Source organism: Flavobacterium lotistagni (assembly GCF_011392125.1).
Lineage (GTDB): Bacteria > Bacteroidota > Bacteroidia > Flavobacteriales > Flavobacteriaceae > Flavobacterium > Flavobacterium lotistagni.
The window spans coordinates 14,384-26,464 of sequence record NZ_JAAJBU010000003.1 but is presented as its reverse complement, the minus strand read 5'-3'; the positions used below and the strand labels follow the sequence as shown (position 1 = coordinate 26,464).

Here is a 12,081-nt window from a genome sequence, read left to right as displayed (position 1 = left end):
GCTCGTCATGAAAAATCACTTCTACTTCGTGTTGCTTATTAGCTTTAATTTGGTGGCTCAAAGTCCAAATCAAAACTGGATAAAAACTATAATATATCGAACTCCAACAACTAACACTATTATAAACCCTTCTGTTGAGGACGCAGCAATAAAGCTAACCTATTTTGATGGTATGGGAAGACCCATTCAAAAAATTGAAGGCAGACATGCTGATAATGGAAACGATATTATTACCCATATTGAATATGAAAATGGCAGACCAGCTTTAGAATATTTACCATATGCAAGCAACAGTAGTACGATGGAATATGATACTCAAGCTCTTCAAAATGTACTTAGTTATCAAGGATATCAGGGACAAAATCCTTACACAAAAAAATTCTACGAAAAGTCACAGCTAAACAGAATTTTAAAACAATCGGAGCCGGGTACTTCATGGATAGGAAATGATACTGACGACAACGACCATACAATTAAATTTGAATATCAAACCAACTTTAACGACAATGTAAGGTGGTTTAAAGCCATAACAGAATGGAACTCCTCAATGCAAATGTACAATATTACACTTGCTTTGGGGCCAGAAGAACAATACCCTGATCGCTCTTTATTTAAAACCATTACTAAAAATGAAAATTGGGAAAGTGGGCAAGACAACACCGTCGAAGAGTATAAAGATAAAAAAGGGAACCTATTGCTTAAACGTACATTTGACGGTGATAACGTCTTTGACACTTACTTCGTTTATGATATTTATGGGAACTTAACTTATGTCATACCACCCAAAGTAGCTGTCACAGAAATCACAAATGATGCTGTAGCGCTTGATGAATTGTGTTACCAATATAGATATGATTCCAGAAATAGGCAGGTTGAAAAAAAGTTACCTGGAAAACAATGGGAGTATATTGTATATGATAAGTTAAATCGTCAGGTAGCTACTGGTCCTGTTCTAAACCCTTATGGAGGTAGCGCGAAAGGTTGGCTAATAACTAAATATGATGTTTTTAACAGGGTTGTATATACTGGCTGGTATGAGAGAAATGTTTCCGATTCAGATAGAATAGCGCTTCAGGAAACTTGCAATAATGCTTCCGGACCTCTATCTGAGACAAAACAAAATGAAAATAATATAGGAAATGCCCCTTGTTTTTATACTAATAACGTGTTTGTTACGGAGTTAATATTGCTTACAGCAAATTACTATGATGATTATGTCTTTCCACAAGCACCAGATACAGCAGAATTAAACGATGTGATTTATGGACAGAGTCAATTAGGTAATTGTCATGGATTATTAACTGGTTCGTGGAATAGAGTATTAATGGATAACGGTTTCGACTCTAGCGGAGAGACCACTTACAATATATACGACACTAAAGCAAGAATAATTAGAACGCACAAAAAAAACTATTTGGGAGGATATCTAGTTAAAGACTCAAAACTTGATTTCATGAGTAAACCAATTGAAACTTTAACTCGGCATAAACAGCAATCCGATAGCCAAGAGATTCAAATCAAAGAAAACTTTAGTTATTCAGATCAAGAGCGACTTATTCAACATACCCATCAGATTAATAATCGTGAAGTAGAAGTTCTATGCCATAACCAGTATGATCAACTCGGTAGGCTTGTCAAAAAAGATGTTGGCAACGACAACACTGGATTGCCATTACAACAAGTAAATTATAATTATAATATTCGTGGATGGCTTACTGACATTAACAACATCGATAATTTAGTGGCTTTAAACAGCCCTGTTGATTTATTCGCGTTTAAGATTAACTACGACCAACCAACAACCAATATTGCAAATATTAGTCCTTTATTTAATGGGAACATTTCTGAAACATTTTGGCGGAGTTCTTCCGATAATATAAAACGACAATATGGTTATCAGTACGACAAACTCAATAGACTTAGCAACGCAGTTTATAAAAAATCAGACACCGGGGGAATTGGGAATTATAACGAGAGCATAACTTATGATCCGAATGGAAACATTACAAAACTCACTAGATATGGGGCATTAGATTCAGAGGTAGATACTTATATGATTGATAATTTGTCTTATTGGTACGACCTCGAGAACAAAACAAATCGTTTGACAAGAACAGTTGATACAACGAACAGTCCTCTTGGATTTGACGATGACAGTTCCGGTATAGATCATTCTGATGACTATCGCTACGATGATTTTGGCAATATGATTGAGGATACTAATAAAGGTATAAGTAAAATAACTTATAACCATTTAAACTTACCTACTCAAATAGAGTTTTCGGCGGGTGGTAAAATAAACTATCTTTATGATGCCATTGGTGAAAAACTAAAAAAAGAAGTATTAGAAAATTCTGTAGTTAGCAAAACAGACTATCTTTCAGGATTTCAATATTTAAATGATTTGTTACAGTTCTTTTCCACATCTGAAGGCTACGTAAATTTCGTTTTAAGCGACAATTCTACTGACGTTTCCGCGCGTGAAGGTTGGTATAATTATGTATATAATTACCTAGATCACCTGGGTAACATAAGAATGAGTTATGGTTTTGATCCAAAATCTTTAACTGTAAAAATCCTAGAGGAAAATCATTATTACCCTTTTGGTTTGAAACACAAAGCATATAACACTAAAATAAATACGTTCGAAAAAGAAAATCAAGAAATTGCGATAAAACCCGCCCCTCCTTACATGAAAACAACGTATAACTATAAGTATAATGGAAAAGAGTATCAAGACGAGCTCGAACTTAACTGGTACGATTACGGAGCGAGGAATTATGACCCAGCAATTGGTAGATGGATGAATATTGACCCGCTAGCAGAACAAATGAGAAGATGGTCGCCATATAATTACTGTTTTGACAACCCCTTACGTTTCATTGACCCAGATGGAATGGGACCAACAGATTGGTATAAAAATTTAGCAACTGGAAATATTAGATGGGTGAATGGTAGTGGTGTAATAAAAGGTTATCAAAACATTGGCAAATATACTAATGTTGTGGCTGGAACCGGACAAGCTTTACGCCTTAATTCTAATGGCACTGCAACTGCTATGAATGGAAAACAGTACGGTTTTAATACAAGAATAGTAGTCAATTCTGCAACGGGCACAACTGTCACGACCGCCAGTCAAGGACATGTCAATTCAGGGAGTGGTAATATTGGATTTGCAGATGGAGGAAATAGTCAAGACCCAAGTTCGTTAGAGAGTGGCGGTAGAGATACTAAAGTATTTGATTTTGGCGGGGCATGGGAGGCCTTTACGACATTTTTAGGTATTAAATTCGGTGAAAGCCCTGCAAAAGGCAAAGGAACAAATGGAGGGAAACCTACAACTGAAGATAAAGTTGGCGATGCTGTTGATGCTATTGACAACGGGGCTTCGGCAATGAAAGAAGCGGCTGGACAGCTTGGTTCAAAAAGTAATGAACCAAACCAACCCGATTCTATCGATATAAAAATATACGAAAAGAGCAAATTAATAAAAACAGAGCGTGTACCCCAGACAGATGAAAGAGTCAATACAAAATAAGAAATCCAAAATAATTTTGGGAGTATTTTCAATAGTGTTGTTACTACTGGCAGTATGTTATTTCATTCAGAGAAAAGATGAAACTATACATACTATCAAACGATATGATAGAAGTTCCAATGAGACTTATGTTATGCAATATATTATTAAAGATAATGATACAATTGTTCACGGAACATCAGTGAGTTATGATAAAAAAGGGAATAAAATCGTAGAAGGTCAATTTGTTAATAACAAACCTTTTGGAAAATGGGTTTATTATTTTAATAATGGAAATATAAAAGCAATTCATTACAGACTAAATAAAAAATCAAACGCAGAGAGTATTTGGAATTATTCTAATGGTAAAATTGAACGGTATGTTCTCTATGATGAGTTTGAAAAGCCCGTCTTTATAATACGATATGATGAGGCAGGAAATGTAAAAAGTTATGAAGGCTTGCCACTAATTGAGATTTATCAATTTAAGATTGCTCGTAAGGAAAAATTTAAAATTAATATTGACCAATATTTAAAAGTGGGAGACACACTAAAGTATCAGTATTTATTAGCAAATTTACCGAATTCTAAGAGGAATTTTAAGATTGAACGAATAGGCTGTAGCAATTTATATATCAAAAGAATCCTCACAAATAATCCTCCATCTATTATTACTGTGAAAGAAGTCGTAAATAAAAAGGGGATAAATACTATTAGAGCTGTTGTTCAGTATAAGTTTTCCGACATAGAAAAGACTGTAATTAATGATACTATATCTTTCGACATAGAGGTACACTAGAATAAGTTTAGTATAGCGCCGTAAAAACTTCTTTCATCTGTTCAAAATCTCAGCCGTCATTCCTCTCTTTGGATACATTTCTTCAATTCATATCAAACCCTGAAGTAATAATATTAAGCCTTCGAGTGTCTCAACCTTTTTATAACCTTAACCGCATTGTTCAACCTCATCATCGATTTTGGTTTTTTTTGGGAATTACCTAATTAGGGTAGATTTATTTTTGACATGGTTCGTCATCTATTGCTTTCAACTCTGCTGCGAATTCGCCTTTTGTGTAGGGTAGGGTTTCAGAATTGTCTGTTATTCTAACTCCACTAGTGGAAGAGTTTGTGGTATATCTTGGTCTAAAACCTCAACAGAGTTAAAGACAGCTTGAAACTGCGCCTCAAAGAACATTTCATTTACGTTCATTGTAGCAGATGAGCTACCATTTCTTCTGTTATAATTTTGCTTTGTAAATTTAGTTTTTGTTTCCTTCAGCAGGTAATAGACAATGTTGAAATAATTCATGTAAAACTCTATCCCCTTATGACCAAAAGGTAATACTAGTTCAATGTTTTAAATTTATTGGCATTTACGGACGACTTATATCGTTCGTTTTTTCTGCCGAAATACAAAAGAATCTTATGAATAATAAAATATCTGAAATAAAAGTATCATACAACGCCCGAACATCTCGAAAAGAAAAAATAAAATCTTCACTCGATGCTAGTGAATTATTAATGAATTCTTGGAATAAATCAACTATGGAATTATATGAAGAATTTAAAGTCCTTTATCTGAACAACTCAAACGAAGTTCTAGGAATTTACCCGCTCTCTAAAGGTGGAATCACCGGAACAGTTGTAGATGTAAGGCTGATATTTTCTGTAGCTTTAAAGTGCAATGCCGTAGGGATAATCTTAGCGCATAATCATCCATCAGGAAATTTAAAACCCAGTGAAAACGATAAAGCTATTACTAGGAAAATAAAAAATGCTTCTGATTTTTTAGATATCAAATTGTTGGATCATTTGATAATAACTAAGAGTGGGTATTATAGTTTTTCAGATGAGGGGATTATTTAACTTAGAATGAAAGCAGTTCATTAACGGGAACTTTCAAAGCTTCCGCAATTCTTAATAATGTGCTGACTTTCATTTCCTGAGTTCCCTTGATGTACTTTCTAAGATTCTCAACGTCCATTCCCGCATCATAAGCAACATTCCTTTGCTTTAAATTCTTCTCTTCAATTATTGTTCTGATGCTTTCCCCTAAACGAATTACAACTTCAGGCATCTCATTTTTTCTTCTTCTACTCTCCATTAGGGAAAATTACAAGCAATAGATTGTATCGTTGTGATTGTATTCAACCAGATTGTTTGTAACCGATTTTAATTATATTTGAAAATCCAATAAAATCCAAAACACATGAAACTTAAACACAAAATATCATTAGCTCTTATTACAGTTATCTTATCCATCTCAGCATATCTAATTTTTGCAAGTTTTTCAGTTGATGAAATTTCTGCCGAAAACTATATGACTAAGTTGACTCAAAAGAAAGATTCATCCATTTTTCAATTTAGCACTACACAGTATTTATATAATGACTTTTTTTTACGAGAAGCGAATAAAATTGTAAATTCAGAAAAGCCAAATCGAAAAATAGGAAATTATGATTTTAATTACTACAATTCCGATTTATGTACGTTGATCGAAGTAACAGATTCAGTAGAACAAGTTGGATACAGTTTAAATTATTCAAATGAAATTCCATATGCTTACAGTGTTTATCAATATCCCCTTGGACAACCGAACCATGGGAGTAAGACGCTAAAAGACTATTTAAATGCTATCTTGAAAAAAAATGACTTAAAAATTAGAACATCGGCTGAAAGATCATTCGATATTCTTGTTTTAGAAACAAAACAGTGTTTTATAATATACACTGTGCAGGGCCATCTATCAAATCCTTTTTCAATTTGGGTTCAGCAGTTTTATAAGAATAAGTATTTCCAGCATTGATCAAAAAATTTTGGTGAAAAATTTTTTTTAAAATTGTTTTCATTCCCGAATGTCTGGGATAAACCCACAACCCCACCCCGCACTTATTAAAAATTGGAGATACCCTTGGCATACATCCAGATTCATTTTTGTTTGGGGCTATGGGCTCGCCGATTGTCTAATCTAAAAATTTTAAAAACCATGGTTACAATTGTAGATTTTAAAACCTTCGAACGAGAGAACGGAGAAAATTTCTTTGGACTAGTTGTCCAAGGAGGAGTTGAAGTAGTAAAAAGTCAAGAGACAGGAAGAAATTACTTGACAGCTAGAACTGCCACAATTCCAACAACATTCAACCAAATTACCTGTGAAAGCCTTATAGGATCTACACTTGAGGGTAAAATCAAAAAGGTCGAATGTGAAACCTATGAATACACGCCAAAAGATTCTGATGACGTCATTCAACTGAGCCATCGGTACGAATTTGTTACCGAAGAAGCAGAGATTCTGGAGAATAATGTTGTAAACAAGGACTTCGTAGCCTAGAAAAATCAAACTCATAATTAAAGGATTCCTTCTGGAGTCCTTTTTTTATGGGCATCAATCACCTCTTAAACTTAAATTATGAAATTACAAAAAGCAGAACGGCATCAGGTAAAACTAAAACTTGGCCTCAGTGGTGCCAGCGGGTTTGGGAAAACCTATTCAGCATTATTGCTAGCATTTGGCATTACAAATGACTGGACAAAAATTGCTATCATCGATACAGAGAACAATAGTGCTAGCTTATATTCTCACCTCGGAGATTTTAATGTCTTGCCCTTGGGAGAACCATTTACTCCTGAGCGTTACAACCAAGCCATTGAAACTTGCGAAAAAGCAGATGTTGAAGTAATAATTATTGACAGTATAACTCACGAATGGAATGGTAAGGGCGGTTGTCTAGAGATTCACGAACAATTGGGCGGTAAATTTCAAGATTGGGCACGTGTTTCTCCAAGGCACCAATCGTTCATTGATAGAATATTAAATTCAAAATGTCACGTCATAACAACAGTCCGTAGAAAAATTGATTACTCTATGGACTCAGAGATGAATGGGAAGAGTAAAGTTGTAAAACATGGTACAAAAGAAATCACTCGTGAAGGATTTGAATACGAATTAACGGCAAACTTTGAACTGATAAATGACAAGCACCTTGCTAAAGCATCCAAAGACAGAACCGGCTTATTCATGGACAAACCCGAATTTGTTATTAATTCTGCCACAGGTAAGAAACTTATCAAATGGTGTAATCAAGGCATTTCAATCGAAAGCATCAAACAAGAAATAGTTGCTTGTGAAACCATTGAAGGACTACGCCATCTTTACAAAAAATACCCCTCTATGCAAGACCAAATTCATCCTTTACTACTAACTAGGAAAGGTGAACTGGAAGGAATTAGTGTGAATCTCATTTCTGACGAATCTGTTGTTGAATCCGAAAAACTATAGATAATGGAATTAGTAGTAAATAACAAAAACACAGGCATCGTAGATTCGAAAGATATAATCACGACACCTAAAAGCTGTTTTATAGAAGCGAATACCACACCTGTTACTTTGGAGCATCTTAGAAAAGAATGCACAATTCCTGTGTTTTCCAAAGACAATGAGACAACGATTTCGCATTTTCAATTTATTGAAAAAGCATTTTCAGTTGCAAAGGGCTTCTTCAGAGAACTCGCTATAAATGAACCCGAGATAAGGGTAAGTCATTCTATCAAAGGTAGAATTCCAGAGGCTATCGGTAAACCAGCAAAAGATTTGCAGGAGCATGAAAAAACCTTGTATTATGAGCGCTGCGCATTCATAATTGGAATACAAACGAAGGAAGTAGTAAACGGCAACACCTTAACGTTAACCGTAGGCGGCGTGAGAGCTTACAATTTGGAAAATCTCTACAGCAAGAAAACAGTAGAAAAATTTAAAATTTTCATCGGCTTTCAAAACAAAGTTTGTACGAATCTGTGTATATCTACTGATGGATTTTCGAACGAGGTGCGGATCACATCCGTCGAAGAACTCGAACACAAAATGATCGCGTTATTCAGTAACTATGACAAACTTCAGCATTTGGGTATGATGGAGAGAATGTCCAAATTCAGTTTGAATGAAGAAGAGTTTGCACATCTTATTGGTAAACTTAGAATGTATCAGTACTTGGACCGTGAAGAACAAAAGCGACATATTGCATTTTCCTTGAACGATGGGCAAATCAACTCCGTTGTGCGCGATTACTACAATTGTCCTAACTTCTCCAGAGACGCAGATAACACTATTAATCTCTGGAACTTCTACAATTTGTTAACAGAAGCGAACAAAAGTAGCTACATCGACAGTAATTTAGAACGTAATGTAAACGCATACGAGTTTGTAAATTACATATCAAATAGCTTGCAAAACAAAAATCAGAACTGGTTTCTCATTTAATTACATGGCTAACGCATAGCTTTTTAAAACCCATCAAATCATCAAAACTCATGAGTGACAAAGAGCTTGCAGAACAGCTTAAACACAGTTCTCCCCAAGAACTCTATGTAGTAACTTGGGATAATCAGTTGAAACTACTAAAATGCCCTTTTAGGGTTCTGGTGCTGGTAAACATCGGCATACTCAAAAAAGGGCTGACAGTAGTAGTTAACGAAGTAAAAGTCACAGCTGAGTTGAGAACTGTATTCATTATAAAAAATGATGCATATTACTATTACTATTTTGATTTCGTACTCTGATTTCATTATCTCTAAATCCTATTTTGTTAAATTTGCAGATGTTTAACCGCCAACTTTTTAACGATGGAAATAGAGGTGTCCTTCTCGGATTTTTCAAGTGAATCTAATTACTTAAATCTTCAAAATAAATTTATTCTACAGGACGCAAAAAACATGTTTTCTGAAAATTTAGTATCGATTTTAAATGAAGATTTTCCGATAGTTTTCAGAACCATAGACGACGATAATCGAGAAGATTACCAAACAATTTACTTTCAAAAGGATTTTTTAGTTGAAAGAATCAATATTTTAGCAGGTAACTATATCAAAATTTTCACCCATAAACTTGAGACGGATTTCCTTTATAAAACAGATGAAAAGGAAAAATATATCAGTGTCTGTTACAAGAAAATAAGTGATTTTGTGACGATCATTCCCCTACTACATTATTTGTCTGAAGAAATAAAAATCATGATTACAGAACAAGCTTCACTAGTTCTCGATTATATTCATCAGACGTATCTAAAACCGAATCATATTGAAAGTGATAAAATAAAGACAAATCTTTCTCAAACCGAATTGCTTCTGCTGATGCTTTTACTTTCAAAAAGAAAAATCATAAACCCTGATCACGATTCAAGATTTGGACACTTGCTTGAAAAGACGTTCTTAGTTACGAATTCACAAGGACAATATGTTCAAATAAACAACGCCGGGAAACATATCAACGATTACAAGAATTTCAACAAAACTACCGATACGGCTATGGCTAGACTTAAAGCCATTTTTCAGGAAGATGCCTTTTTCAATTTAGAAATCTGATCTGCCATCATGGGGATAAAATAGTTTCCCCAACTTTTGTTTTCATTTTTCCATAATCTTGCATCAAATCAAAATAAGGACAATGGCATTGGCGTAGATATGTATACGCAATCCATCTTTATGTAGATTGTAGCTACGCTATTCAGCTAAAATGTGAATAGCCAACTTAACAAATATGAAAACAACGGAAATCCCATTTTGGGAAAATGAAGATGGCAAAGTAAAAATAAGCCATACAGGATTGATCGCTTTCTTAGAGAAAGAAGGCTTTGGTAAATTAAAAATTTCGGATTCAAGTTCAATTCTGGTAAGAATGAACAACAATCGTATGCGTCAAACTTCTGTATCAGAAGCAATTGAATGTGTCTCAAATTATCTGAAGTCCAAAAAAGAACCTCTGGTCTCAGAGGCTTTTGCACGTGGTTTAGGTTCGTACATTTCTAACCCTAAGTTAGAATTGTTACAGACCATAACTCAAGTTGATGACAGGGATTTAGTGGACTCATCCATCTTCTATTTTAAGAATTGTTATTGCAGCATAGATGTAAACGGCATTCAAATAAACGATTATTCTGCGCTTAAAAAGGTGATTTGGGAAAACAGAGTTCTTCCCTACAATTTTGAAATGACTGACAAAAAAACAGGTCAGTTTGAAAAGTTCTGCATGAACATAACCAACGATCCTGAGAGATTTGCGACACTTAAATCAATTATTGGATATCTTCTCCACCGAAACAAGGAAAGAGGCGAATCAAAAGCAATCATTTTATATGATGAAAAAATGGGTGTTAATGGTGGAGCAAATGGCGGAACAGGAAAAACGCTGTTGGGCAAGGCGATTGCAATTTGCAGAGAAGCTGTTGAGTTTAACGGAAAGGAAATTAAGCGAGGAAGTTTCTTCAAAAACCAACGAGTTAATCTGACTACTGACATTTTAATCTACGACGATTTAAGCAAAGATATCAGTATCGAAGATTTTTTTACCTTGATTACATCGGGAATCGAAATTGAGAAAAAACGACAAGATGCATTTTACATAGAGGCAGATAAATGCCCTAAAATACTGATTTCATCGAATTATGTTGTTAGAGGTCCAGGAGGCCAGTCTGATCAACGAAGAAGATTCGAATTCGAGATTTGTAACCGATATGATGCAAACCATACTCCCGAAATGGAGTTTGGAAATCGCTTTTTTGACAGTTCTTGGAATTCTACAGAGTGGAATAAGTTCTTTGAATTTATGATGAGATGCGTTTCAACATATTTGAAATACGGCTTGATTCAGAGTGAACCAATAAATCTAGTCAGAAACAAATCCATACAAGCTACAAATTATGAGTTTGTCGAGTTCGCTGAAAAGAACTTAAAACAGGATTTTTGGTATGATAAAAGAGACGTTGAGGCGAAGTATAGAGAATTCTATCCTAGTAATTCAGATATCAGTCCTCATCTTTTCGCCAAATTCTTAAAGCAATATTCAGCAAGTATTGGGAAGGCGGTAGAATTCAAATCGACAGATTCAATGTACAAATTTATCCTTAAGGGAAATGAAAATGGGAATAATTTACAAAGCAAGTAATCCGGTAACCGGAGAAGTTTACATCGGCGCCACGGAAAAATCTCTCGACGAAAGAAGAAGAGACCATCTACAAAAAGCTAACAAAAAAGTTGGCGGATATTTTCAAGAAGCTATCGGGACTTATGGTCCCGAAGTTTTCTTATGGGAGCAAATCGATACAGCTTCAAGTTCTGATGAATTGGCGTCAAAGGAGATTAAATACATCTCTGAGTACAATTCAGTAGAAGATGGCTATAATTCAGACAAAGGTGGTGGATTCAAGAAAACAGTTTATCAATATAATCTTGATGGTTTATTGGTAAATTCGTTCGAGGATTTGACAAGTGCGGCAAATGCTATAAATTCTACCAAGAAAGCAATCAGTAGGGCTTGTTGGAATGTAAGTCACACTTTAGGCGGTTTCCTTTGGAGTTATGAATATGTCGAACTTTTTAGACCACAACAAGATTGCAGGAAAAAAGTAGTTAAACAGTACGGCCTGGATGGAAATTTACTAGCTCAATACATCTCTATTGCTGAAGCTTCAAGAAAAACTGGACTATCGAAGACATGTATTGCAAGGTGCTGTCGTGGAGAGCGAGAAAATAGTGGCGGATTTATATGGAGATATTTATAAAATTAAGACGGT

Annotated in this window: 12 protein-coding genes; 11 read left to right on the top strand and 1 reads right to left on the bottom strand. The window is 34.8% G+C overall.

Annotated features, from left to right (window positions below; genetic code table 11):
- The first annotated feature begins 7 nt into the window (after positions 1–7).
- The 3 genes from G4D82_RS04925 (at position 8) to G4D82_RS04915 (ending at position 5,383) form a co-directional block, all read left to right on the top strand.
- On the top strand, positions 8–3,538 hold the full coding sequence (locus tag G4D82_RS04925; protein ID WP_166335147.1) for a DUF6443 domain-containing protein: 3,531 nt from the start codon (positions 8–10) through the stop codon (positions 3,536–3,538).
- Positions 3,516–4,316 carry a toxin-antitoxin system YwqK family antitoxin gene (locus G4D82_RS04920; RefSeq protein WP_166335144.1) on the top strand — a complete coding sequence of 267 codons (801 nt, stop codon included), beginning with the start codon at positions 3,516–3,518 and terminating at the stop codon, positions 4,314–4,316. Before G4D82_RS04925 ends, G4D82_RS04920 begins: the two co-directional genes overlap by 23 nt.
- Before the next feature lie 626 nt (positions 4,317–4,942).
- A complete protein-coding gene (locus G4D82_RS04915) occupies positions 4,943–5,383 on the top strand; it encodes a JAB domain-containing protein (protein ID WP_166335142.1) in 441 nt (146 codons plus the stop codon).
- Position 5,384: 1 nt separating this feature from the next.
- On the opposite strand, the gene G4D82_RS04910 is transcribed toward G4D82_RS04915, so the two are convergent.
- A complete protein-coding gene (locus G4D82_RS04910) occupies positions 5,385–5,621 on the bottom strand; it encodes a helix-turn-helix domain-containing protein (protein ID WP_166335140.1) in 237 nt (78 codons plus the stop codon).
- A 105-nt stretch (positions 5,622–5,726) separates the two neighbouring features.
- Here G4D82_RS04910 and G4D82_RS04905 point away from each other — a divergent pair, with 105 nt between their 5' ends.
- The 8 genes from G4D82_RS04905 (at position 5,727) to G4D82_RS04870 (ending at position 12,069) form a co-directional block, all read left to right on the top strand.
- Complete coding sequence (locus G4D82_RS04905; protein ID WP_166335137.1) at positions 5,727–6,323, top strand: hypothetical protein; 597 nt, start codon at positions 5,727–5,729, stop codon at positions 6,321–6,323.
- 180 nt (positions 6,324–6,503) lie between these two features.
- Positions 6,504–6,848, top strand: a complete 345-nt coding sequence (locus G4D82_RS04900) for a hypothetical protein (protein ID WP_166335135.1) — start codon at positions 6,504–6,506, stop codon at positions 6,846–6,848.
- 78 nt (positions 6,849–6,926) lie between these two features.
- A complete protein-coding gene (locus tag G4D82_RS04895; RefSeq protein WP_166335133.1) occupies positions 6,927–7,796 on the top strand; it encodes an AAA family ATPase in 870 nt (289 codons plus the stop codon).
- A gap of 3 nt (positions 7,797–7,799) precedes the next feature.
- Positions 7,800–8,774 carry a DUF3871 family protein gene (locus tag G4D82_RS04890; RefSeq protein WP_166335131.1) on the top strand — a complete coding sequence of 325 codons (975 nt, stop codon included), beginning with the start codon at positions 7,800–7,802 and terminating at the stop codon, positions 8,772–8,774.
- A gap of 50 nt (positions 8,775–8,824) precedes the next feature.
- Positions 8,825–9,073 (top strand): hypothetical protein, encoded by a 249-nt coding sequence (locus G4D82_RS04885; RefSeq protein ID WP_166335129.1) that lies wholly within the window; start codon positions 8,825–8,827, stop codon positions 9,071–9,073.
- A 63-nt stretch (positions 9,074–9,136) separates the two neighbouring features.
- Positions 9,137–9,874, top strand: a complete 738-nt coding sequence (locus tag G4D82_RS04880; protein ID WP_166335127.1) for a hypothetical protein — start codon at positions 9,137–9,139, stop codon at positions 9,872–9,874.
- Positions 9,875–10,049: 175 nt separating this feature from the next.
- On the top strand, positions 10,050–11,453 hold the full coding sequence (locus G4D82_RS04875) for a primase-helicase family protein (RefSeq protein ID WP_166335124.1): 1,404 nt from the start codon (positions 10,050–10,052) through the stop codon (positions 11,451–11,453).
- Positions 11,422–12,069 carry an NUMOD1 domain-containing DNA-binding protein gene (locus tag G4D82_RS04870; protein WP_166335122.1) on the top strand — a complete coding sequence of 216 codons (648 nt, stop codon included), beginning with the start codon at positions 11,422–11,424 and terminating at the stop codon, positions 12,067–12,069. The genes G4D82_RS04875 and G4D82_RS04870 overlap by 32 nt, the downstream gene beginning before the upstream one ends.
- The last annotated feature ends 12 nt before the right edge of the window (positions 12,070–12,081 follow it).

Excerpts from the sequence above, each read along its gene's own strand:
- G4D82_RS04925 (WP_166335147.1), top strand. The coding sequence starts at position 8 with ATGAAAAATCACTTCTACTTCGTGTTGCTTATTAGCTTTAATTTGGTG.
- G4D82_RS04920 (WP_166335144.1), top strand. The coding sequence starts at position 3,516 with ATGAAAGAGTCAATACAAAATAAGAAATCCAAAATAATTTTGGGAGTA.
- G4D82_RS04915 (WP_166335142.1), top strand. The coding sequence starts at position 4,943 with ATGAATAATAAAATATCTGAAATAAAAGTATCATACAACGCCCGAACA.
- G4D82_RS04910 (WP_166335140.1), bottom strand. The coding sequence starts at position 5,621 with ATGGAGAGTAGAAGAAGAAAAAATGAGATGCCTGAAGTTGTAATTCGT.
- G4D82_RS04905 (WP_166335137.1), top strand. The coding sequence starts at position 5,727 with ATGAAACTTAAACACAAAATATCATTAGCTCTTATTACAGTTATCTTA.
- G4D82_RS04900 (WP_166335135.1), top strand. The coding sequence starts at position 6,504 with ATGGTTACAATTGTAGATTTTAAAACCTTCGAACGAGAGAACGGAGAA.
- G4D82_RS04895 (WP_166335133.1), top strand. The coding sequence starts at position 6,927 with ATGAAATTACAAAAAGCAGAACGGCATCAGGTAAAACTAAAACTTGGC.
- G4D82_RS04890 (WP_166335131.1), top strand. The coding sequence starts at position 7,800 with ATGGAATTAGTAGTAAATAACAAAAACACAGGCATCGTAGATTCGAAA.
- G4D82_RS04885 (WP_166335129.1), top strand. The coding sequence starts at position 8,825 with ATGAGTGACAAAGAGCTTGCAGAACAGCTTAAACACAGTTCTCCCCAA.
- G4D82_RS04880 (WP_166335127.1), top strand. The coding sequence starts at position 9,137 with ATGGAAATAGAGGTGTCCTTCTCGGATTTTTCAAGTGAATCTAATTAC.
- G4D82_RS04875 (WP_166335124.1), top strand. The coding sequence starts at position 10,050 with ATGAAAACAACGGAAATCCCATTTTGGGAAAATGAAGATGGCAAAGTA.
- G4D82_RS04870 (WP_166335122.1), top strand. The coding sequence starts at position 11,422 with ATGAAAATGGGAATAATTTACAAAGCAAGTAATCCGGTAACCGGAGAA.